The sequence below is a fragment of the Lactobacillus sp. ESL0679 genome (assembly GCF_029433515.1).
Classification (GTDB): Bacteria; Bacillota; Bacilli; order Lactobacillales; family Lactobacillaceae; genus Lactobacillus.
In genome coordinates this window covers 111712-133720 of the sequence record NZ_JAQTIG010000001.1, presented here as the reverse complement: position 1 = coordinate 133720, position 22009 = coordinate 111712, and the positions used below count along the sequence as shown (strand labels likewise).

Here is a 22009-nt window from a genome sequence, read left to right as displayed (position 1 = left end):
TTAGTGAGGGGAGGATTATACAGTGATTCAAAATGAATCCCGTTTGAGAGTTGCTGATAACTCTGGTGCCAGAGAACTTTTAGTTATTAGAGTCTTAGGTGGATCAAAACGTAAGACCGGTAACATTGGTGATATCGTGGTAGCAACTGTTAAACAAGCAACACCAGGTGGCGTTGTCAAAAAAGGTGACGTTGTTAAAGCAGTCATTGTTAGAACAAAATCAGGCGCACGCCGTGAAGATGGATCATACATCAAGTTTGATGAAAATGCCGGCGTAGTTATTAATGCAGATAAGAGCCCACGTGGTACTCGTATCTTTGGGCCTGTTGCACGTGAGTTACGTGAGCACGACTTTATGAAGATCGTCTCTCTTGCTCCTGAAGTCTTATAATTAAGTGAGGTGCACTGATGTTTGTTAAAACTGGTGACAAAGTAAAAGTTATTGCCGGAAAAGATAAAGGCAAAGAGGGTGTAGTTCTTTCTGTTAACGTTAAGAAAAACCTTGTGGTTGTTAAAGGCGTTAATACGATTAAGAAGCACGAAAAGCCTTCACAAAGCAATGCAAATGGTGGTGTGGTTGAATCAGAAGGTTCAATTCACGCATCCAACGTAAAAGTTATTGCTAAAGGTGAAAGCAAAAAAGAAGAAACTAAGAAGTAGAAGGGAGGACACAAATGGCAAGTCATTTAGCTCAAGAATATAAAGAAAAGATTGTTCCTGCATTACAAGAAAAATTTGAGTATGATTCAGTTATGCAAGTACCTAAGATCGAAAAGATCGTTTTGAATATGGGTGTCGGTGATGCTGTTTCAAATGCTAAGAATTTAGATGAAGCAGTTGAAGAGTTAACTTTGATTTCTGGTCAAAAGCCTTTAGTTACTAAGGCTAAGAAGTCAATTGCTAACTTCCGTTTACGTGAAGGTATGTCTATTGGTGCTAAGGTTACACTTAGAGGCACTAGAATGTATGATTTCTTATACAAGTTAATCAACGTTTCACTTCCACGTGTTCGTGACTTCCGCGGTGTTTCAAGTCGTTCATTCGATGGTCGTGGTAACTACACTTTAGGTATCAAGGAACAATTGATTTTCCCAGAAATCGACTTTGATAAGGTTAACCGTACCAGAGGTTTAGATGTTGTTATCGTTACTACTGCCAATACTGACGAAGAAGCTCGTGAGCTTTTAGGTCAATTTGGTATGCCGTTTGCAAAATAATGGAGGACATTAATGGCTAAAACATCACAAAAAATTAGAAATCATCGTCCTGCTAAGTTTTCTTCACGTGAATATACACGTTGTGAGAGATGTGGTCGACCACACTCAGTTTACCGTAAATTTGGCTTATGCCGTATTTGCCTGAAGGATTTAGCTCACAAAGGTCAAATCCCAGGTCTTAAAAAGGCTAGTTGGTAATACGGTTAGGAGGATAGCATAAATGGTCATGACAGATCCGATCGCAGATTACTTGACTAGAATTAGAAATGCCAACATGGCAAAGCATAGTTCAGTTGAAATTCCTGCATCAAATATTAAAAAATCTATTTCAGAAATTTTGAAACGCGAAGGTTTCATCCGTGATTACGAAGTTACTGATGACAATAAACAAGGTGTTATCAAGGTTTTCTTGAAATACGGTCCAAACGGAGAACGTGTCATTTCAGGCTTAAAACGGATTTCTAAGCCAGGTCTTAGAAATTACGTTAGTGCTGAAAACTTACCTAAAGTTCTTAACGGCTTAGGTATTGCCATCGTTTCTACTTCTGCTGGTGTAATTACCGATAAAGAAGCTAGACAAAAAGGCGTTGGCGGCGAAGTTATTGCCTACGTTTGGTAATTCTGACAGAAAGGAGAACAATCAATGAGCCGTATAGGTTTAAAAACAATTGAAGTCCCAGACAGTGTCACTGTTACCAAGGAAGGTGACAATATTACTGTTAAGGGCCCAAAGGGTGAATTAACTAGATACTTCGATCCTAAAATTACTTTTAAGCAAGAAGATGGCAAAATCAATTTCTCACGTTCAAGTGAAAATGATAAGGCACTTCATGGTACTGAAAGAGCTAATTTAGCATCAATGGTTGAAGGTGTAGTTAACGGCTACAAGAAGGCTTTGAAGTTAATCGGTGTTGGTTATCGTGCTACTACACAAGGCAACAAGTTAACTTTGAATGTTGGCTACTCTCACCCAGTTGTAATGACTGCACCTGAAGGTGTTTCCGTAAACGCTACTTCAAACACTGATATTGAAGTAGAAGGAATTTCTAAGCAAAATGTTGGACAATTTGCTGCTGAAATTCGCGATGTACGTCCACCAGAACCTTACAAGGGTAAAGGTATTCGTTATGTTGACGAATATGTACGTCGTAAGGAAGGTAAGACAGGTAAGTAATAAATAAATTTTGAGGTGAAATTGTGATTTCAAAACCAGACAAAAATAAATTGCGCTTAAAGCGTCATAAACGTATTCGTAGCAAGATCTCTGGTACTGCTGAGCGCCCACGCTTAAGTGTTTTCCGTTCAAACAAGAACATCTACGCTCAATTAATTGATGATGTAGAGGGTGTCACGCTAGCAAGTGCCTCAACTTTGGATGAATCTGTTAAGGGTTCAACTAAGGTAGAACAAGCTCAAGCTGTTGGTAAAGCTATTGCTGAAGCAGCTAAAGCTAAGAACATTTCAAACATTGTGTTTGATAGAAGTGGTTACTTATACCACGGCCGTATTTCAGCTTTGGCAGATGCCGCTCGTGAAAACGGATTAGATTTCTAGGGAAGGAGAATAATACATGGCAAACCGCAACGATTCTCGTAATAATCGTAGAAATAAGGACGACATTGAAGATCAGTTAGTAGCAATTAATCGTGTCACCAAGGTTGTCAAGGGTGGTCAACGCATGAGATTTGCTGCCCTAGTAGTTGTTGGCGACAAAAAAGGTCGTGTAGGCTTTGGTACTGGTAAAGCTCAAGAAGTTCCAGAAGCAATCCGTAAGGCCGTTGAAGCTGGTAAGAAGAACATGATTAATGTTCCTAAGGTTGGTACTACCATTCCTCACGAAGTAATTGGTCACTATGGTTCAGGTAGTATTTTATTCAAGCCTGCTCCAGCTGGTTCAGGTATTGCTGCCGGTGGTGCCGTTCGTATCGTTATGGATATGGCTGGTATTGCTGATGTTACTTCTAAGTCACTTGGTTCAAACACACCAATCAACGTTGTTCGCGCAGCGATTGATGGCTTGAAAAAGCTTAGAACAAGTGAAGAAGTTGAAAAGCTTCGCCACGCAGATTTAGATTAGGGAGACTATAAATGACTGAATTAAAAGTTACTTTAATTAGAAGTGTTGCGCACCGTCTACCTAACCAAAAGAAAGTTGTTAAGGCTCTTGGCTTAGGTAGAATCAGCAGTACTGTTGTTCTACCAGACAACGCTGCTACTCGTGGTGCATTAATGAAAATTGCCCACTTAATTTCTGTTGAAGAAGTTAATAAATAATTATTGAGGAGGTGCCAAATTAATGAAGCTTAATGAATTACATGCCTCTGATGGTTCGCGCTCAACTAGAAAACGTGTTGGACGCGGTACTTCAAGTGGTTTCGGTAAGACTTCTGGTCGTGGACAAAAGGGTCAATTATCCCGTCAAGGCGGCCATACTCGTTTAGGTTTTGAAGGTGGACAGATGCCATTATTTAGAACTATGCCTAAGCGTGGATTTAAGAATGTTAACCGTAAAGAATATGCAATTGTTAATTTAGACGACTTGAACAAATTCAAGGATAATAGTGAAGTAACTGTCGCTAGTTTGAAAGAAAACGGTTTGGTAAAGAAAGAATTATCAGGCGTTAAATTACTTGCTAAAGGCGAATTAAAAGTTAAATTAAACGTAAAGGTTAACAAAGTTTCTGCCGCTGCTAAGAAAGCAGTTGAGGCTGCTGGCGGATCTGTTGAGGTGATCTAATGTTTTCGACCTTGAAGAACGCTTTTAAGGATAAAGAAATTCGAAATAAAATTTATTTTACGCTCTTTATTCTCTTGTTGTATCGCATAGGAGCTAACATTACAGTTCCAGGTGTAAATGCAAAAGCGATCACTCAAGTAGCACAAACTGGTTTAGTTCCCATGCTAGATACTGTTTCTGGTGGTGGGTTAGATAATTATTCGATTTTTTCACTGGGTGTTTCTCCTTATATTACTGCACAAATTGTTATTCAGTTGTTACAGATGGATATTGTTCCTACATTAGTAGAGTGGGGAAAACAAGGTGAAGTAGGCCGGCGTAAAACTAATCAAGTTACTAGATGGTTGTCATTAGTAGTTGCTTTTGTTCAAAGTATCGGTATTACACTTGGGTTTAACGCTTTAACACAAATGGGACTTGTAAAGTCACAATCGTGGCAGACCTATGTTGAAATTGCTGTTATTATGACGGCTGGAACAATGTTACTGACTTGGCTTGGTGATGAAATCACTGATAAAGGACTTGGTAATGGTGTTTCTGTAATTATCTTTGCTGGTATTATTGCTCGTCTTCCACGAGGTCTATATCAGATTTTTAAGGAAGATATTATTAATAATAATGCGAGTGATCGAATTCAAGGGATTGTGTTCTTCATCGCGATTATCATTGCAATTCTCGTCGTAACACAATTAGTTACGTGGGTTGAACAGGCGGATCGTCGGATTCCAATTCAATATACAAAGAGAGCAACTGTAAGTGGCTCAGAAAGCTTTTTGCCATTAAAAGTTAATGTTTCAGGTGTTATTCCGGTAATTTTCGCAAGTTCGTTTATTATCACACCAGCAACAATTTTAATGGTCTTTCAAAAGTCCCAAGGCGATCAACAATGGTACAAGATAATGACCAGCGTGTTTAGTATGCAAACTACACCAGGAGTTATAATTTATACACTTTTGATTATTTTGTTTACTTTCTTCTATGCTTTTGTTCAGGTTAATCCTGAGAAGCTTTCGAAGAATTTGCAAAAGCAAGGTGCTTATATTCCTAGTGTGTGGCCTGGAAAGGATACACAAGATTACGTTTCGAAGTTGTTAATTAGATTATCAACTGTTGGATCTGTTTTCTTAGGTTTGGTTGCTTTGCTGCCACAACTTGCTACTAATTTTTGGGATTTACCAAGTTCAATTGGATTAGGCGGAACAAGTCTTTTAATTGTTATTGGGGTTGTCCTTGAATTGTCACGTCAGATTAACGGTTTGTTAATGAAGCGTGAATATGTAGGATTCATCAGATAGGAAATAGATAAATGATTAACTTAATTCTTTTAGGTTTGCCTGGTGCTGGCAAAGGTACAGTGTCTGAGCAAATTGTTGATAAATATCACCTAACTCATATTTCAACTGGGGATATGTTTAGGGAAGCAATGGCTAATGAAACCAAAGTTGGTCTTGAAGCCAAAAGTTATATCGACAAGGGCGATTTGGTACCCGATGAAGTTACTGCTAAATTGGTTGAAGAGCGTTTAGCTCAGCCTGATATTAAAGAAGGCTATATTTTAGACGGCTTTCCAAGGACAACTGTTCAAGCAGAATTGTTGGAAGGTATTACTAAACGTCTTAATAAATCTTTGACTAGTGTAATTTCGCTTGAAGTTAAAGAACAAACTTTAATCGATCGCTTGTCAGCCCGCTTTATGTGTAAAAGTTGTGGTGCTACTTACAATAAGATTACTAAGATGCCTAAAGAAAAAGGTATTTGTGATCGTTGTGGTGGCCATGACTTTTATCAACGTGAAGATGACAAGCCTGAAGTGGTCAAGAATCGTTTAGAAGTTAACGAAAAGATGAATGCACCTTTGAAAGACTTTTACCAAAATAAAGGTTTGTTGACTGTTATTGATGGTGAACAAACTCCTGAGAAAGTTTTTGAAAGTGTTGATGCGGTACTGAGTAAATAGCAATAACTTGTTTATTTGCTGTTCCGTGTTATAATTTCAAAGTATGACTGTTTAATTGCGGAGGAACGACTTTGGCAAAAGATGATGTCATTGAAGTAAAAGGTAAAGTTGTAGATACTTTGCCTAATGCTATGTTTAAAGTTGAATTGGAAAATGGAGCTGTGATTTTAGCACATGTTTCCGGTAAAATTAGAATGCACTACATTCGTATTTTGCCTGGCGACCGTGTTACTGTGGAACTTTCTCCTTACGATTTAACAAAAGGTAGAATTACGTATCGGTTTATAAAGTAATAACGGGGGTAAACATGAAGGTTAGACCATCTGTTAAACCAATGTGTGAACATTGTAAGATTATTAAAAGACATGGCCGTGTGATGGTTATTTGTTCTGCAAATCCTAAGCACAAGCAACGTCAAGGTTAAAAATAAAATAGGAGGTGCAATTTATGGCACGTATTGCTGGTGTTGACTTACCAAGAGATAAAAGAATAGTTGTTGCTTTAACATATATTTATGGTATTGGTGAGCCTACAGCTCAAAAAATTTGTGCGGATGCTGGCGTTTCTGAAGACATACGTTCAAAAGATTTGACTCCAGACGATCAAGAAAAGCTTCGCGCAGAAGTTGATAAATACCGTGTTGAAGGTGACTTGCGTAGACAAGTTAGCATGAATATCAAACGGTTAATTGATATCGGTTCTTACCGTGGTATGCGTCACCGCCGTGGACTTCCAGTTCGTGGTCAAAATACCAAGAATAATGCCCGCACTCGTAAGGGTAGTAAGAAGAATAAATAAAATTTATAAGGAGGTTTATTGATGCCTAAAACAGCACGTAAGCGTCGTGTGAAGAAGCACGTTGAAAAAGGCGTTGCTCATATTCATTCTACGTTTAATAATACTTTAGTCATGATTACTGACGTTCAAGGTAATGCAGTTGCTTGGTCTTCAGCCGGTGCATTGGGCTTTAAGGGTAGCCGTAAGTCTACTCCGTTTGCAGCTCAAATGGCAGCTGAAGCAGCAGCTAAGAGTGCAATGGATCAAGGTATGAAACATGTAGAAGTTTCTGTCAAAGGTCCTGGTTCTGGTCGTGAATCAGCAATTAGATCATTACAAGCTACTGGTCTTGAAATTACTGCAATTCGTGATGTTACTCCAGTTCCCCACAATGGTTCTAGACCACCAAAACGTCGTCGTGTATAATTTTTTTCTTAATGAAGGACGTTGCGTTTTGAAAGGGGCCTAGTAATGATTGAATTTGAAAAACCAAATATTACCGTTGTTGACCAAGAGAAGTCTTACGGTAAATTTGTTATTGAACCACTTGAACGAGGCTTTGGTACTACTTTAGGTAATTCATTACGTAGAGTTTTACTAACATCTATTCCAGGTACAGGACTTGTTTATGTTCAAATTGATGGTGTCTTACATGAATTCTCAACAGTTCCTGGTGTTAGAGAAGATGTAGTAAAAATGATTCTTAACTTAAAAAAGCTTGAGTTAAAATCATTTTCTGATGAACAAAAATTAATTGAATTGGATGTTGAAGGTCCAGCTACTGTAACTGCTGATGATCTCAAAGTTGATGCTGATGTTCAAATTCTAAATCCTGATCAATATATTTGTACCATTGCTGACGGTGGCCACTTGCACATGCAAATTGCTGTTAAGAACGGTCGCGGTTATGTTGCAGCAAGTGACAACAAGAGTGAAGATATGCCAATTGGTGTTATTCCTGTCGATTCTCTTTTTTCACCAATTAAAAAAGTTAATTACCAGGTTGAATCAACTCGTGTTGGTAAAAGAGATGATTTTGACAAGCTCACTTTAGAGATTTGGACTGATGGTTCAATCAAGCCTAATGACGCCCTTAGTTTTGCTGCTAAGATTTTAGTAGCGCACTTTAAAGTGTTTGAAACTGCTGATGCAAATACCAAATTTGACGATGTTATGATCGAAAAAGAAGATGATACTGCAGAAAAGAAACTTGAGATGACAATCGAAGAGCTTGACCTTTCTGTACGTTCATACAATTGTCTGAAGCGTGCTGGCATCAATACTCTGCAAGAGTTAACAGATAAGACTGAAGCAGATATGATGCGCGTACGTAATTTGGGACGGAAATCATTGGAAGAAGTTAAAAACAAATTAGCTGACTTGGGACTTTCACTTCGTCAAGAAGATTAATAAATAAAGGAGGTAAACTGATGCCATACCGTAAATTAGGTTGGGATAGTGCACATAGAAAAGCAATGTTGCGCGAAATGACAACTCAATTGTTCATGAAAGAACGCATTGTTACTACTGAAACCCGTGCAAAAGAAATTCGCAAAACTGCCGAAAAGATGATTACTTTAGGTAAGCGTGGCGATTTAGCCGCTAGAAGAAAGGCTGCTGCTTTTGTACGTGATGAAGTTGCAGATATCCATGAAGAAGGCGATGCAGTTGTTGTTAAATCAGCATTGCAAAAACTTTTCAGTGATATTGCACCTCGTTACAAAGATCGTAATGGTGGTTACACCAGAATTATGAAGTTAGCCAAAGCTCGTAAGGGTGATGGTGCTCCAATGGTTATCCTTGAATTAGTTTAATTTGAGATAGTCAAAACTTAATAGCTATTAAGAATTATCCATGAAAGTGAGAATAAGCGCCAAGATGATGACGAAAGTTTAGTCTAGCTTAGATAATATAAATTATCCCTCTTCATGGGTGATTTTTTTTGCCTTTTTTTTTGGTATAATCATGTTAGGCTTTTTAGGATGGAGAAAAAATGGCAACAGAGAATATTATAAAAATCAAAAATGTAACTTTCACATATCCAGATACAAAACAGCCAGCTATTGATAATATTAGTTTTAATATTAAAAGAGGAACATGGACAGCCATTATTGGTCATAATGGTAGTGGCAAATCAACAATTATTCGTTTAATTAATGGTTTGCTTGTTCCTGATAATCCTGAAGAAGCTAGTATTGAAGTTGATGGTTTCGAGCTTAATAACGATAGTGTATGGGATATTCGAAATAAAGTTGGTATTGTTTTTCAAAATCCTGATAATCAATTTGTAGGTGCAACCGTTGCAGACGATGTAGCTTTTGGACTTGAAAATCGTGGTGTACCCCGCGAAGAAATGCTTAAAATTGTGCCTGAGGCAATTAATGCAGTGGGTATGGCTGATTATACTAATTCTGAACCATCTAGTCTCTCAGGCGGTCAAAAGCAGCGTGTAGCAATTGCTGGCATTATTGCAATCAAACCGAAAATTATTATTTTGGATGAAGCAACTTCAATGCTTGATCCTGAAGGTCGTAATAAAATTTTGCAAATTGTCCATCAAATGAAAAAGGAATATGGCTTAACCGTTATTTCAATTACGCATGATATTGATGAGGCAAGTTTAGCAGATCAGGTAATTGTCATGAATGATGGAAAATTAATTGACCAGGGTTCTAGCAGTGAAATTTTTAGTCAAACCACACTTCTTAAAAAATTGGGGCTAGACGTACCATTCTTTGAGCAAGTTAAAGATATGCTGCTAGAACGGAATATTAATATTCCTAAAACTGTAAATTCAGAAAAAGAGTTGATTAATTTTTTATGTCAATTAAATTCAAACAAGTAAGTTATATTTACGCGCCAGATTCACCACTTGAAAAAAAGGGTCTGGATAATGTGAACTTTGAAATTCAAGATGGTAGTTTTACGGCAATTATTGGTCATACTGGTAGTGGTAAATCGACTTTAATGCAGCATTTCAATGCGCTTTTAAAACCAACTAGTGGTCAAATTGAAATTGCTGGCACAACGATTACGCCAGAAACTTCAAATAAAAATTTAAAGCAGTTAAGGCGGCATGTCAGTTTAGTTTTCCAGTTTCCTGAAGCACAGCTGTTTGAAAGTACAGTACTAAATGATATTGCTTTTGGTCCGAAAAATTTTGGCTATAGTGAAGAAGAGGCAAAAAAAGTTGCTCATAATTGGCTAAAAAAGGTCGGCTTACCAGAAGATATTGCAGATAAGTCACCGTTTGAGCTTTCTGGTGGACAAATGCGCAGAGTGGCTATTGCAGGTGTCTTAGCTTATGAGCCGGAAATTTTGTGTCTTGATGAGCCTGCTGCGGGACTTGATCCACATGCACGTAAGCAAATGATGAATTTATTTTTGGAATATCAAAAAGCAGGTCATACGGTTATTTTGGTAACCCATAATATGGATGATGTGGCAAATTATGCTGATGATGTTTTAGTAATGGAACATGGGCAAATGATTAAGCATGATAAGCCGCAAGTGATTTTTAATGATCGTTCTTGGCTGCAACAGCATTATCTGGATGAACCGCAGGCATCGTTATTTGCTTCTAAATTAACGGGTTTTGAGTTTTCAACTCCACCATTAACAGCCGAAACGCTAGTTCAAGTAATTGAAAAAAATTTAAAGGAGTGAGTCTGTGAGTAAAATTTTAATTGGCCGATATGTACCGGGAAATTCACTTGTCTATAAGATGGATCCGCGGGGAAAATTACTTGCAACCATCTTTTTTATTTTAATTATTTTCTTAGCTAATAATCCGCTAACTTATGCGATTGTCACCGTGTTTAGTTTCATTGCGGTAGCAGCAACTGGATTAAGAGCAAAAGTATTTTGGGATGGCGTTAGGCCATTAGTTTGGCTAATCTTTTTTACGTCACTGTTGCAACTGTTTTTTACTGTTGGTGGTAAAGTCTATTGGCAGTGGGCAATCTTTGCGGTAACTAGCTATGGTATTGAAAACGCAATTTACATTTTCATTCGTTTTACAGTTATTATTTTAATTTCAACAGTTATGACGGTAACGACAATGCCGCTTGAAATTGCGGATGCAATGGAATGGCTGTTAACGCCACTTAAGTTAATTAAGGTTCCGGTTGATAAAATTGCATTGGTTATGTCGATTGCATTGCGCTTTGTACCAACTTTATTTGATGAAACTGTTAAAATTATGAATGCGCAGCGGTCACGTGGCGCTGACTTTAATAATGGTGGGTTGATTACGCGAGCTAAAGCAATTACACCACTCCTAGTTCCTTTATTTATCAATTCTTTAGAAACTGCAGTTGATTTGTCAACGGCGATGGAATCCCGCGGTTATCGTGATGACAATGGGAGAACACGCTATCGCGTATTGCAGTGGTCAAAGTTTGATTTGTTAGATTTAGGTTACTTTGCAATTTTAATTGCGCTGTTAGTGATTTTTAGGACACATTAATGATTACAAGATATAAAATGACACTTGCGTATGATGGCCACTTATTTCATGGCTTTCAATCGCAGCCGCATCAACGGACTGTTCAGGGAACGATTGAAGCTGCACTGACTAAAATGACTAAGGGTAAAAAAATAATCGTTGAAGGATCAGGGAGAACCGACGCTGGGGTGCATGCCGTAGGTCAGGTGATCCACTTTGATTACCTGGGAAATACTATTCCCCCAGAAAGAATGATTTGTGCGCTTAATTCAATCATGCCTTTAGATATCGTCTTTAAAGAGTGTGAAATCGTTGATGAACACTTTCATGTCCGGTATAGCGCTAAAGGAAAATGGTATCGGTATCGGGCAAGCCTTGATCGTTTTGTTGATCCATTCAAGCGTTTTTACACTGGACACTATCCCTATCCGGTTGATATTAAAAAAATGCAGCTGGCTGCTCGTGACCTGATTGGTACCCATGATTTTACAAGTTTTGCTGCTAGCGGCGGTCAAATTAAAAACAAAGTAAGAACGATGTATTATGTTAATATCGTTCAGGATAAAGAAGCAAACGAAATTGTTTTTGACTTTATTTGCTCGGGTTTTTTATATAATATGGTGCGAATTTTAGTTGCTACTCTGCTAGAAATCGGTAATGGTAAACGACCGCTCGATGATATTCCCCGGGTAATAAAAGCAAAAGATCGTGAACAGGTGAGAGAAACGGCGCAGGCGAGTGGATTGTTTCTTTATCATGTCTTTTATGAGGATTTACCAAAAAAATATCGGCAAGACGTTGATTAATATTGACAATTTAATAAAAAGGACGTATTCTAGAACAGTATGTTTGTCCATGATAGGCCCCGGCAACTTATTGTTTTCAAACAACGTATAAACGGAGGAATTTACATTGCGTACTACACAATTAGCAAAACCTAATGAAATTGAACGTAAGTGGTATGTTATTGACGCAACAGATGTATCTTTAGGTCGTCTGTCTACTGCAGTAGCCACTATTTTAAGAGGTAAGAATAAGCCTCAATACACACCAAATGTTGACACTGGTGACAACGTTATTATTATTAACGCTGCTAAACTTAAGTTAACTGGTAAAAAGGCTACTGACAAGATTTATTACCACCACTCTGGTTGGCGTGGCGGAATCAAGGCTGTTCCAGCTGGTGATTTGCTTGCCAATAACCCAGTTAGATTAGTTGAATTGTCAGTTAAGGGTATGCTTCCAAAGAACACTCTTGGTCACCAAGAATTCATGAAGATGCATGTTTATGCTGATGCTGATCACAAGCATGAAGCACAAAAACCTGAAGAATTAGACATTAATAAATTAATCTAGGAGGTTAAATAAATGGCACAACAAGTTGCATATGCAGGTACTGGTCGTCGTAAGGACGCAGTTGCGCGTGTACGTTTAGTACCAGGCACTGGTAAGATTACTGTTAACAACAAAGATGTTGATCAATATATTCCATTCCCTAACTTAGTTAAGGATTTGAAGCAACCATTGACTTTGACTGAAACTGATGGTCAATACGACGTTAAGGTTAACGTTAATGGTGGTGGCTTCTCAGGTCAAGCTGGTGCAATCCGTCTTGGTGTTGCACGTGCTCTTCTTGAAGTTGACCCAGATTTCCGTGGTCCTTTGAAGAAGGCTGGTTTCTTAACTCGTGACCCTAGAATGGTTGAAAGAAAGAAGCCAGGTTTGAAGAAAGCCCGCAAAGCTTCACAATTCTCAAAGCGTTAATTTTGGATTTACGTTTATTAAAAAAGATATCTCAATCGAGGTATCTTTTTTTGTTTATCTTAAAAACACACTGTTACCTTTACAAAAGTTAGAGTAAAATTAACTTGGTTTTTGTTTATACAGGGAAAAGCAAGTAAAGATGCTATAAAAAGGAAGTATTATGAAACAGATAGTTGCAGGTATATTGGCAAATGTTGATGCGGGTAAGACAACTTTATCTGAAGCACTGCTTTATCAAACGGGAACAATTAGAAAATTGGGGCGTGTTGATAATGGTAATGTCTTTTTAGATTCTGATCAGTTAGAAAAAAAGCGCGGCATTACCATTTTTTCGCATCAGGCAAACTTAGAATATCAAGATTTAAGGATAACATTACTTGATACACCGGGGCACGTTGACTTTTTAGCACAAACAGAGGGTGTACTAAGCGTATTAGATTATGCGATTTTGGTGATTTCCGCGACTGCTGGTGTACAAAGCCAAACAAGAAAATTGTGGCAATTGCTCCAGCAGTACCAAGTGCCAACCTTTATTTTTATTAATAAAATGGATGCTAGCCAGTCACAAGCCGCAGCAATAGTTGCTCAACTGCAAAAAGAATTGGCAGCCGGCTGCGTTGATTTTGAATTAGAAAACGAGCAGCTACCTGCTGGGACTCAGGAGCAAATTGCTGTTCAAGATGATGATGTTTTAACTGATTATTTGTCTGCAGGCACTATTAGCGATGTAACTATTCGGCAGATGATTAAAAAAAGACAAGTTTTTCCTTGCTATTTTGGTTCTGCATTAAAATTGCAGGGAATCAAAGAATTACTTTCAGGAATTGCTTTTTGGAGTAAGGAGTACGAGTCGAGTGCTTCAGACTTTGGTGCACGAGTATTCAAAATTTCCCATGATGCCAAAGGTGAACGTTTAACATGGCTGCGGGTAATGAGCGGCAGTCTACAGCCAAAGCAAATTTTGTTAACTGATCAAAAAATTAACCAATTAAGAATATATCAGGGTGACAAATTTACTACTAAGCAAGAAGTTACGGCAGGACAAATTTGCACTATTCCCAATTTAAGTGAGACTTATCAAGGACAAGGGTTGGGAGTTGAAGAAAACGGTCAAGATTCACAAGTTCAGCCAGTGTTGACCTACGTTGCTGATATTAAGGATAATGATCCGCATATTTGCTTAACGGCTCTAAAGGAGCTGGAAGATGAAGATCCGCAGCTTCACGTTGTTTGGAATGAGCAAGGTCAAAATATTAGTGTGCGCATTATGGGTGAAGTTCAACTGGAAGTTTTGCAACAATTGTTGCAGGAAAGATATAATCTTAAAATTGAATTTGGTACAGGAAAGATTTTATATAAGGAGACTGTCACAGATTCGGTTGAAGGCGCAGGGCATTTTGAACCGCTGCGCCATTATGCAGAAACTCACGTGGTGCTTGAACCAGCCAAGCCTGGTAGTGGCCTAACCATTATCAATGATTGTCCTAATGAAGTTTTGGCTCCAAATTGGCAAAAGCAGGTGATGTTTGACTTGCGAAATAAAGAGCATTTGGGTGTCTTAATTGGTGCCCCTATTACTGATATGAGAATCCGTTTTGTTAGTGGGCATTATAATTATAAGCACACGCAAGGCGGAGACTTTCGTAAGGCTACGTGGCGAGCTGTACGTCAAGGCTTGATGCTGCTTAAAGCCAAGGGAAAGTGTCAATTACTTGAGCCGTGGTATAATTTTCGCTTAGAGATTGCTTCAGCGCAAATTGGTCGGGCAATTAGTGATATTCAGCAAATGAAGGGCACCTTTAATGAGCCAGAACTAGGTACTAATAGTGACGTTGAGATTTTAACTGGGTCGGCGCCAGTTAAGCAAATGCAAAATTATGCTAAAGTAGTACGAAATTATACTCATGGTCAGGGCAGCTTGGAATGCACATTCGGCTGCTATCATCCCTGTCAAAATGCAGCCGAGATTATTGAAGAGTATGATTATTCCCCAACTCATGATTTAGCTAATACTCCGGATTCCGTTTTTGTTCCAAATGAAATTGCTACGAGAGTGCCATGGGACCAGGTTCCTAAATGGGCCCATGTGCCATATCAAAATAAGTATAAATTTGGTGGCTATCATGCTTAAAAAGAACCTATTGATTATCAAATCAATAGGTTCTTTTTAGTTAAGATATTTAATTAAACAAAATTTATGAATTTCAAAAGCAAGGCCACTGACAAGATAAATAACCCAAAGGCTGCCCCATAAGTCACTATCATATAGAGAGGCACCACAATAAATTACAGTTGCTACCATAAAATAAATTTTTTGTAGTTCCCTGAGATTTATGTATTTAGGCTTAGCTTGATTATTCGTTTGGTTTTCACTACCAACTAAATAATCAATTGATACAGCATACAACTGGCTCAACTGCTTTAATTTGTCTAGATCAGGGACTGCATCTCCAGTCTCCCATTTGGAAACAGATTGTCTGGAAACCTCCATTTTGGTTGCTAATTTTTCTTGTGACCAGTGATTAGCAATTCTTTGCTCTCTCAGTCGCTCACTTAAAATGCTCATAACTTTCCTCCTGTTATTTTAATATTGATTAAAGTATAGCGTATTGCAAAGTTGCCTTCTACAAACTGACGGTTAATTTTCGTCAACTGCTGGTTGCTATTCTTGATTTAGCAGCTTTTTTAATTGTTTCAAAAAGATTTGGGCAGCTCGAGATAGGACCGAAGTTTTTGACCAGATTAAACTGGCATGAATGCTTAGTTCTGGTTCAAGTGGAATAAAGATTAAGTTGGTTTGAGCTAAATTAATGATGCCGTCAAGGCAAAGCACATCACCAACACCGTGCTGTGCCAAAATTGCCGCATTGTTGAGCAAATTATATTTGGCAACGGTTTGAAATTTTAGGTCACTTTGACCTAGCCAGTTAGTTAACAGTGTCTGACTGGTGTGACGTTGCGGCAGAATTACTGGTTTGCCGATTAAATCAGCAACTTGGATTTTGGCTTTAGTAGCTAAAACTGAATCATTTCTGGTTAATAGACCCCATTTTGTAACCCCTGGAAGTGTTAAGAAGTTATAATTGGTTTTATTAAAAGGATCAAGAACAAAACCAAAATCAAACACTCCGTTTTGCATTTTGCGTTGTACCTCGCTAGCATCGCAACTATGTAAATTGACAATGACATTCGGCGCAACCTGCTTCAATTGGTTAATGGCATCTGCTATTGTGCTAAGCATTGGTGCCTCCGAGCAACCGATAAAAATACTGCCGCTAATTTGGGCATTTTTACCGATATTCGTTTTTGTTTTATCAGCTAACGTTAAAATTTGCCTAGCTTGGTTAGCAAGATATTCGCCATCAGCTGTCAGCCTGATGGTTCTGGTTCCACGCTCAAATAACCTGACTCCGAGCTCTTGTTCAAGTTCATGAATTTGCCGTGAAATTGTAGGCTGTGAAATATGCAGCTTGGCTGCTGCACGGGAGATATTTTGTTCGTTAACGACTGCTAAAAAATAGCGTAAGACTCTAAGCTCCATTGCTTTCCTCTGATTGAAATAAGTTAGTTATGGTAATAATTTTAGAATAAGTATAAAACTTTTGGAAAATAAAATAATGAAAAAGAAAAATTGGTTTTGGCTTGGAATAAGTGTAATTATTTTGCTTAGTATCGGTATCATCTGTTGGCATGTGGTCAATAGTCGTAATAGTTATTCGGCTAATACTAGTCAGGTTGGTCAAGTGGTGGATCGCTCAGACAGTACGCCGACGATTTATCTGCATGGCTGGGGTGCCAGTGGCAAATCGACAGACAGTATGATTGCGTATGCTGAACAGCATAATCATGCGCACAAGGTACTGACTGCCCAAGTTAAGCGTGATGGTACGATTGTGCTGCGGGGAATTTGGCCAAAAGGCACAGTACACCCGATAATTCAGTTGGTGTTTGCTGATAATAAAAATGGCAATTATTACTTAACGCGCGAATGTTTTACCACCTTATCGTCTTATTGCAGAAAAAATACCGCATCAAGCACTACAATACAGTAGCACATTCGATGGGCAACCTAACGACAATGTTTTATCAAATGAAGTATGGCAGTAATCTTAAATTGCCTAAGTTAAAAAAACAGGTTAATCTTGGCGGTCATTTTGATGGCATCGTGGGGATGGACGACAAAATAAATCGTAATTATTTGTTAGCCAGTGGCCGTCCTAAATATCTCAATGCATCGTACCGTTATTTATTAAAATATCGGCAAAATTATCCTAGTGGTGTGCAAGTCTTAAATATTTTTGGCAATAAAGGCGATGGTACAAATTCTGATGGGGATGTTAGCGTTGTTTCGGCTCGTTCGCTGCGATATTTGTTGCGCGGAAAAGTAAGCAGCTATCGCGAAATTGAAGTTAAGGGAGCTGGCGGGCAGCACAGTCAACTTCACGAAAATCCCAAGGTTGACCAAGCCATCGGCCGATTTTTATGGTGAAGTGCTAGCTATACCTAATTGTTATAATATTCTATGTTAAATAAGTATTAGACATAAGTTGCTCTGAATAATTATAATAATTACAAAAAATCAAAGGAGAGCAGCTATGGAATATGCTAATTTAGGTAAAACGACCATTAAAATTTCTAAATTATGTGATGGTGGCATGAGTTTTGGTCAAGCTGGGACAATGCATGATTGGACGTTAAATCCAAGTGATACTGAGAAGATTGTCGCCCATGCATTAGATTTAGGAATTAACTTTTTTGATACAGCTAACAGTTATTCTGCAGGTACCGGTGAGGAGTATTTAGGAAAAGCACTGAAAAACTGCACTACTAGGGATAAGGTAGTGATTGCTTCTAAAGTTTATTTCAATCCTGGCCGGCTATCACGTAAAGCAATTGAACGTGAAATTGACGGTACTTTAGAGCGATTAGGAACGGATTATTTGGATTTATATATAATTCACCGGTTTGATTATAATACGCCGATTGAGGAGACAATGTCTGCTCTAAACGATTTGGTTAAAGCCGGAAAAGTTAGGGCTCTTGGTGCTTCAGCGATGTATGCCTATCAGTTTTATAATATGCAACTAGCTGCGCGGGATCATGGTTGGACCCAATTTTCAGCAATGGAAAATCACTATAATTTGCTTTATCGAGAAGATGAGCATGAATTGATCCCGCTTTGTCGCCAAATGGGCGTCACTCTAATGCCATATAGTCCCTTAGCTGCTGGTCGACTTGCTCGTCCTAATTGGGATGCAGATACCTTGCGCAGTAAAACTGACCGAGTAGCGCGAGGCAAGTATGACCATACAAAGAAATATGATATGCAGATTACTAAGCGAGTTAACGAATTAGCACAAAAATATCAGGTGAAGATGTCGCAGATTGCGTTAGCGTGGTTATGGTCTAAGGGTGTAACAGCGCCAATTATCGGTGCAACAAAAATTAGCCATTTTGATGATGCAGTAAATGCGCTTTCTGTTAAACTAACTAATGAAGATATTGCTTACATTGAGCAGCCATATTTTCCACATAGAATTGTTGGTGCCATCGATGAAAATCCACCAGCAGGGACAGTATTATTAAATGAGGATTCAAAATGAAAGAACTATATTTGATGCGGCACAGTCAGACATTATTTAACCAATTACACAGGATTCAGGGTTGGTCAGATTCGCCGTTAACCGATCAGGGAATTAAAGATGCACAGGAAGTCGGCCAGTACTTTAAGTCGCATCAGATTACCTTTGACCACGCTTATTCATCAACGCAGGAGCGTGCTTGTGACACATTGGAGAATATTACGGACCAGCCATATACCAGATTAAAAGGTTTGAAAGAATGGAACTTTGGCGTTTTTGAAGGTCAAAGCGAGCAGCTTAATCCCCATGATGACAGCAGTCGGCATTCATACGGTGACTTCTTTTTGCAATTTGGCGGCGAGTCAGATATTGAAGTACAGGAGCGAATGAATAGCACGCTAACGTCAATCATGGAGCAGCCAGATGCGCATCGCGTTCTAGCAGTTAGTCATGGTGGAGCATGCTTCATGTTTTTACAAAAATGGCTGCCTTATGATGAAATTAAGCAGCGAGTAACCAACTTCCATAATTGTTGCATTCTCAAGTTTACTTATGAAGATGGTAAGTTTACCTTTGTTGAGGCAATTAATGTTGAAAAGCAATAAGGTTATCGGCGCGTAACAATCTAATTAAATTGGCGTTAACCCAGAATACACAAAAACCACTACTAAATTTAGTAGTGGCTTTTGCGTTATTATAAACTATCTTGAATGTGGTCGCCAAGATACTCATAAAGCATACCTTGCTTTAATGCCGTAGTATTAATTCCCAGTGCCTCAGCAATCGCATAAGCAAAAGCCCAAGCTGTTGCTGGGCCTCGACTGGTAATTACCCGGTGATCTGAATCTGTAACTGTAATGTTTTTTTTAAAGTTACCACTTGGTGCGTCATGCTTAGTTTGAGTGTCAAAACCAGGATAACAGGTATAGTTCGCGTCATTCAACACGCCATAGCGAGCCAAGGCAATTGGTGCCGCACACATGGCAGCATCCCACTGCTGATTTTCGTGGCGTTGCACTATTAAAGACCTTAGCAGCTGATTATCGCGCAAATTTTCGGCGCCGGTTTTACCACCCGGGAAAGCCACTAAATCATAGTCGAGCAAACTATCATCGACAATTTTGTCACAAGTTAACTTAATATTGTGATCGCCAAGTACATCCTTGCTAATTAATCCTACCATGTCGGCTTGCACACCTAAACGACGTAGAACGTCAATCACGCTCAAACCTTCAACTTCTTCGCAACCATCGGCGAAGACTACCGCAACTTTAGTCATCTTTTATACCTCACAATCTGTTACTTTTATTATAAACTAGCTGAGCTGAAGGTAAAATAATAAATCGCTTAACTTGTTAAGGTGCAGTGTGGGATGCGGGGTAATTGGAATTTTGCTTTTTTTAGGTGCCAGCCAAAGCGATGGTAGGTTGGCATTTTCAGCACCTTGAATTTCCTCGGTGAGATTGGTACCGATAACTAGAGTGGTTGCCGGGTTAAAGTTGTTGTGCTCCTGAAAAATAGGTACAAACACATTTTTATTAGGCAATTTGGCAGCGGAATTTTCTGGGAAGTAAACAGCAGAAAAATAATTGAGCAATTCGCTTTCTGCTAGTCGGGGTGCTAATATTTTTTGCGGTTCTTTTGCCAGCATTACCAAATTAACTTTAGTTGTAACTTCATCTAAAAAGGTAATTGCATCTTGAGCCAGTTGCTTTTGATCGGTCATTTTTTGCCAAAAAATTTGCTGGGAAGCTTGTAAATTATCGTTGCAGAAAGTTTGCAAAATTAGCTGGATGCGCTCGTCTTGACCGAGAAACTTTACTTGTTCCTGCAAACTGGTGTATTTAATTCGTTCGGCGGGTCCAAAATCGCAGCCTAGCTCGCGTAAAGTTTGCCGGAGAGCATTTCTTTCGGCTACTTTTTGATTTAACAGACTACCTTCGGGAATAATTATCAATGTTTCAAACTTTGTCACTGTTAGTTTACCTTCTTTATTTGTTTTCTACTTGCATTATAATAGATATTATTGCTAAAAAGGAGTTAAAAATGCCGTCAATTTTTACATTAATCTTTATTTTGCTGGGAGGAATCGCAGGAGGTCTACTGTCATCAGTGGCCTCAATGGCCTCACTTGCATCATATCCAGTCTTATTAGCCGTGGGGATTCCGCCGGTTTATGCGAATGTCACTAACGATGCCGCTCTCATTTGGACGAGCGTTGGCTCGACGATTTCGTCAACTAAGGAACTTAAAGGACACTGGAAGCAAGTGGGCTTTTATGGCTTATTCACAGTTGTCGGGTCGCTTTTAGGCTGCTTTTTACTATTATCGTTTCCATCAAGTGTCTTTGAAAAGCTCGTGCCGTTCTTCATTGCTGGCTCGGGAATTATGGTGCTGGCATCCGGTAAGCATCACAGTTTGGAACCACACAAAAGACCACTCTGGCAAGAAATTTTCTATATCGCAGCGTTACTCGTGATGGGTGTTTATACTGGCTACTTTGGTGCTGCCGGTGGCGTTATTGTGCTGGTACTCTTAACCTACATTACAGATGAAAAATTTATTGTCGTAAATGCCATCAAAAACGTTATTTGCGGCTTGGCTAACCTGGTAGCGTTAATTGTGTTTATTTTTACGTCACACATTTATTGGACTCAAGCTATTCCACTTGCCATCGGGATGTTTATCGGTGGTTATTTGGGAATGGGAATTTTGCGCAAGGTTCCGGCAAATGTTGTTCGACTGTTCATTGCGGCTCTAGCGTTTATTCAGGCGGGGTATTTCTTTTACAAAGCATATATGTTATAGTTTAATACAATCTATTGTGAAAGGAGAATGCGGATTGAGTACAGAAGTTTATTTGGTTCGGCATGGTGAAACGATGTTTAACCAGCTTGATAAGGTTCAGGGCTGGTGTGACTCACCATTGACAGTTAAAGGAATTAACGATTTAAAGCGAACCGCACAGGCTTTAAGTCAGGTTCATTTTGATAATATGTATTCTTCAGATTTGAAGCGAGCAATTGATACGGTGCATTTAATGAAAGATGCCAATCAGATATCTGAAATTAACAAAATCAAAAAGCTGCCAGAATTTCGGGAAGTCTTTTTTGGTTCGTTTGAGGGTGATGACGTTCATCATACTTGGGAGCAAGTTGCAATGGCTGCTGGTATGGGTCATGAGGATAACGTGACCAAAATCATTAATCAAGTTGGTATTTATGAGTTTCGGGAGGCAACCAAAGAAGCTGATCCACGACATTTAGCCGAAAATAAGGAAGAACTTGATGCCAGAATGGTGCGTGCGGTTAATGTGCTAAGCAATTTAACCAAGAATGAGAAGCGCGTTTTGCTAGTGTCACATGGTGACTTTATTAAAACCTTGGGAATTAAGTATTGGAATCAAAGTGATGGTTTACACGATATTATTTTTCCTGATAACGGTAGTGTCAGTCGTGGCATTCTCCATGACAATGGCAAATTTGAAATTGTCGATTACAATATTAATGCAGAAAATATATAGTCTTA

Annotated in this window: 35 protein-coding genes; 31 read left to right on the top strand and 4 right to left on the bottom strand. The window is 38.8% G+C overall.

Annotated features, from left to right (window positions below; all coding sequences use genetic code 11):
- Positions 1–22: 22 nt before the first annotated feature.
- The 25 genes from rplN to PT287_RS00665 all read left to right on the top strand — a co-directional run bounded on the left by rplN (position 23) and on the right by PT287_RS00665 (position 15030).
- Complete coding sequence (gene rplN / locus PT287_RS00785) at positions 23–391, top strand: 50S ribosomal protein L14 (RefSeq protein WP_277130582.1); 369 nt, start codon at positions 23–25, stop codon at positions 389–391.
- A gap of 17 nt (positions 392–408) precedes the next feature.
- Positions 409–660 (top strand): 50S ribosomal protein L24, encoded by a 252-nt coding sequence (gene rplX / locus PT287_RS00780; protein WP_277131849.1) that lies wholly within the window; start codon positions 409–411, stop codon positions 658–660.
- 14 nt (positions 661–674) lie between these two features.
- Positions 675–1217, top strand: coding sequence for a 50S ribosomal protein L5 (gene rplE / locus PT287_RS00775; protein WP_277131846.1), 543 nt, complete (start codon positions 675–677; stop codon positions 1215–1217).
- A 12-nt stretch (positions 1218–1229) separates the two neighbouring features.
- Positions 1230–1415: a type Z 30S ribosomal protein S14 gene (locus PT287_RS00770; protein ID WP_046307561.1), complete on the top strand. Its 186-nt coding sequence runs from the start codon at positions 1230–1232 to the stop codon at positions 1413–1415.
- A gap of 22 nt (positions 1416–1437) precedes the next feature.
- Entirely contained in the window at positions 1438–1836 is a 399-nt protein-coding gene (rpsH, locus tag PT287_RS00765; protein WP_277131844.1) for a 30S ribosomal protein S8, read from the top strand.
- 24 nt (positions 1837–1860) lie between these two features.
- Positions 1861–2391, top strand: coding sequence for a 50S ribosomal protein L6 (gene rplF, locus PT287_RS00760; protein WP_277131842.1), 531 nt, complete (start codon positions 1861–1863; stop codon positions 2389–2391).
- 23 nt (positions 2392–2414) lie between these two features.
- Positions 2415–2771 carry a 50S ribosomal protein L18 gene (rplR, locus tag PT287_RS00755; protein WP_277130587.1) on the top strand — a complete coding sequence of 119 codons (357 nt, stop codon included), beginning with the start codon at positions 2415–2417 and terminating at the stop codon, positions 2769–2771.
- A 16-nt stretch (positions 2772–2787) separates the two neighbouring features.
- On the top strand, positions 2788–3294 hold the full coding sequence (gene rpsE, locus PT287_RS00750; protein WP_277130588.1) for a 30S ribosomal protein S5: 507 nt from the start codon (positions 2788–2790) through the stop codon (positions 3292–3294).
- 11 nt (positions 3295–3305) lie between these two features.
- Positions 3306–3491: a 50S ribosomal protein L30 gene (gene rpmD, locus PT287_RS00745; protein WP_277130589.1), complete on the top strand. Its 186-nt coding sequence runs from the start codon at positions 3306–3308 to the stop codon at positions 3489–3491.
- 22 nt (positions 3492–3513) lie between these two features.
- On the top strand, positions 3514–3954 hold the full coding sequence (gene rplO / locus PT287_RS00740; RefSeq protein ID WP_277131840.1) for a 50S ribosomal protein L15: 441 nt from the start codon (positions 3514–3516) through the stop codon (positions 3952–3954).
- Entirely contained in the window at positions 3954–5249 is a 1296-nt protein-coding gene (secY, locus tag PT287_RS00735) for a preprotein translocase subunit SecY (RefSeq protein WP_277131838.1), read from the top strand. Before rplO ends, secY begins: the two co-directional genes overlap by 1 nt.
- Positions 5250–5260: 11 nt before the next feature.
- Complete coding sequence (locus PT287_RS00730; RefSeq protein WP_277131836.1) at positions 5261–5911, top strand: adenylate kinase; 651 nt, start codon at positions 5261–5263, stop codon at positions 5909–5911.
- A gap of 71 nt (positions 5912–5982) precedes the next feature.
- Positions 5983–6204: a translation initiation factor IF-1 gene (infA, locus tag PT287_RS00725; RefSeq protein ID WP_034980408.1), complete on the top strand. Its 222-nt coding sequence runs from the start codon at positions 5983–5985 to the stop codon at positions 6202–6204.
- Positions 6205–6218: 14 nt separating this feature from the next.
- Complete coding sequence (gene rpmJ / locus PT287_RS00720) at positions 6219–6335, top strand: 50S ribosomal protein L36 (protein ID WP_003647815.1); 117 nt, start codon at positions 6219–6221, stop codon at positions 6333–6335.
- A gap of 23 nt (positions 6336–6358) precedes the next feature.
- The gene (gene rpsM, locus PT287_RS00715) at positions 6359–6709 is read left to right on the top strand and encodes a 30S ribosomal protein S13 (protein WP_277130593.1); all 351 of its coding nucleotides are present in this window, start codon (positions 6359–6361) and stop codon (positions 6707–6709) included.
- 21 nt (positions 6710–6730) lie between these two features.
- Complete coding sequence (rpsK, locus tag PT287_RS00710; RefSeq protein WP_277130594.1) at positions 6731–7114, top strand: 30S ribosomal protein S11; 384 nt, start codon at positions 6731–6733, stop codon at positions 7112–7114.
- A 45-nt stretch (positions 7115–7159) separates the two neighbouring features.
- Positions 7160–8098 (top strand): DNA-directed RNA polymerase subunit alpha, encoded by a 939-nt coding sequence (locus tag PT287_RS00705; RefSeq protein WP_277131835.1) that lies wholly within the window; start codon positions 7160–7162, stop codon positions 8096–8098.
- A gap of 20 nt (positions 8099–8118) precedes the next feature.
- A complete protein-coding gene (gene rplQ / locus PT287_RS00700; protein WP_277131833.1) occupies positions 8119–8502 on the top strand; it encodes a 50S ribosomal protein L17 in 384 nt (127 codons plus the stop codon).
- A 179-nt stretch (positions 8503–8681) separates the two neighbouring features.
- On the top strand, positions 8682–9533 hold the full coding sequence (locus tag PT287_RS00695; protein ID WP_277131831.1) for an energy-coupling factor ABC transporter ATP-binding protein: 852 nt from the start codon (positions 8682–8684) through the stop codon (positions 9531–9533).
- Positions 9509–10354: an energy-coupling factor transporter ATPase gene (locus tag PT287_RS00690; protein ID WP_277131829.1), complete on the top strand. Its 846-nt coding sequence runs from the start codon at positions 9509–9511 to the stop codon at positions 10352–10354. The genes PT287_RS00695 and PT287_RS00690 overlap by 25 nt, the downstream gene beginning before the upstream one ends.
- Before the next feature lie 4 nt (positions 10355–10358).
- The gene (locus PT287_RS00685; RefSeq protein ID WP_277131828.1) at positions 10359–11156 is read left to right on the top strand and encodes an energy-coupling factor transporter transmembrane component T; all 798 of its coding nucleotides are present in this window, start codon (positions 10359–10361) and stop codon (positions 11154–11156) included.
- Entirely contained in the window at positions 11156–11941 is a 786-nt protein-coding gene (gene truA / locus PT287_RS00680) for a tRNA pseudouridine(38-40) synthase TruA (protein ID WP_277131826.1), read from the top strand. Before PT287_RS00685 ends, truA begins: the two co-directional genes overlap by 1 nt.
- Positions 11942–12047: 106 nt before the next feature.
- The gene (gene rplM, locus PT287_RS00675; RefSeq protein ID WP_277131824.1) at positions 12048–12491 is read left to right on the top strand and encodes a 50S ribosomal protein L13; all 444 of its coding nucleotides are present in this window, start codon (positions 12048–12050) and stop codon (positions 12489–12491) included.
- 12 nt (positions 12492–12503) lie between these two features.
- Positions 12504–12899 (top strand): 30S ribosomal protein S9, encoded by a 396-nt coding sequence (gene rpsI / locus PT287_RS00670; RefSeq protein WP_277131822.1) that lies wholly within the window; start codon positions 12504–12506, stop codon positions 12897–12899.
- A 160-nt stretch (positions 12900–13059) separates the two neighbouring features.
- On the top strand, positions 13060–15030 hold the full coding sequence (locus PT287_RS00665) for a TetM/TetW/TetO/TetS family tetracycline resistance ribosomal protection protein (protein WP_277131820.1): 1971 nt from the start codon (positions 13060–13062) through the stop codon (positions 15028–15030).
- A gap of 36 nt (positions 15031–15066) precedes the next feature.
- Here PT287_RS00665 and PT287_RS00660 read toward each other — a convergent pair whose 3' ends face one another.
- Together PT287_RS00660 and PT287_RS00655 are read right to left on the bottom strand one after the other, a co-directional pair.
- The gene (locus PT287_RS00660) at positions 15067–15465 is read right to left on the bottom strand and encodes a helix-turn-helix transcriptional regulator (protein WP_277131819.1); all 399 of its coding nucleotides are present in this window, start codon (positions 15463–15465) and stop codon (positions 15067–15069) included.
- A 96-nt stretch (positions 15466–15561) separates the two neighbouring features.
- Positions 15562–16440, bottom strand: a complete 879-nt coding sequence (locus PT287_RS00655; protein WP_277131817.1) for a LysR family transcriptional regulator — start codon at positions 16438–16440, stop codon at positions 15562–15564.
- A gap of 76 nt (positions 16441–16516) precedes the next feature.
- Here PT287_RS00655 and PT287_RS00650 point away from each other — a divergent pair, with 76 nt between their 5' ends.
- The 4 genes from PT287_RS00650 to PT287_RS00635 all read left to right on the top strand — a co-directional run bounded on the left by PT287_RS00650 (position 16517) and on the right by PT287_RS00635 (position 19086).
- The gene (locus tag PT287_RS00650) at positions 16517–16951 is read left to right on the top strand and encodes an alpha/beta hydrolase (RefSeq protein ID WP_277131816.1); all 435 of its coding nucleotides are present in this window, start codon (positions 16517–16519) and stop codon (positions 16949–16951) included.
- Positions 16888–17388 (top strand): alpha/beta hydrolase, encoded by a 501-nt coding sequence (locus PT287_RS00645; RefSeq protein WP_277131815.1) that lies wholly within the window; start codon positions 16888–16890, stop codon positions 17386–17388. Before PT287_RS00650 ends, PT287_RS00645 begins: the two co-directional genes overlap by 64 nt.
- A 106-nt stretch (positions 17389–17494) precedes the next feature.
- Positions 17495–18502: an aldo/keto reductase gene (locus PT287_RS00640; protein ID WP_277131813.1), complete on the top strand. Its 1008-nt coding sequence runs from the start codon at positions 17495–17497 to the stop codon at positions 18500–18502.
- Entirely contained in the window at positions 18499–19086 is a 588-nt protein-coding gene (locus tag PT287_RS00635) for a histidine phosphatase family protein (protein ID WP_277131811.1), read from the top strand. Before PT287_RS00640 ends, PT287_RS00635 begins: the two co-directional genes overlap by 4 nt.
- Positions 19087–19175: 89 nt before the next feature.
- On the opposite strand, the gene PT287_RS00630 is transcribed toward PT287_RS00635, so the two are convergent.
- A complete protein-coding gene (locus PT287_RS00630) occupies positions 19176–19760 on the bottom strand; it encodes a DJ-1 family glyoxalase III (protein WP_277131810.1) in 585 nt (194 codons plus the stop codon).
- Positions 19761–19796: 36 nt separating this feature from the next.
- Entirely contained in the window at positions 19797–20456 is a 660-nt protein-coding gene (locus PT287_RS00625) for an HAD family hydrolase (protein ID WP_277131809.1), read from the bottom strand.
- A 71-nt stretch (positions 20457–20527) separates the two neighbouring features.
- Between PT287_RS00625 and PT287_RS00620 the strand changes: the two genes are divergently transcribed.
- Together PT287_RS00620 and PT287_RS00615 are read left to right on the top strand one after the other, a co-directional pair.
- Positions 20528–21289: a sulfite exporter TauE/SafE family protein gene (locus PT287_RS00620; RefSeq protein WP_277131808.1), complete on the top strand. Its 762-nt coding sequence runs from the start codon at positions 20528–20530 to the stop codon at positions 21287–21289.
- A gap of 34 nt (positions 21290–21323) precedes the next feature.
- The gene (locus PT287_RS00615; protein WP_277131806.1) at positions 21324–22004 is read left to right on the top strand and encodes a histidine phosphatase family protein; all 681 of its coding nucleotides are present in this window, start codon (positions 21324–21326) and stop codon (positions 22002–22004) included.
- Positions 22005–22009: the final 5 nt, after the last annotated feature.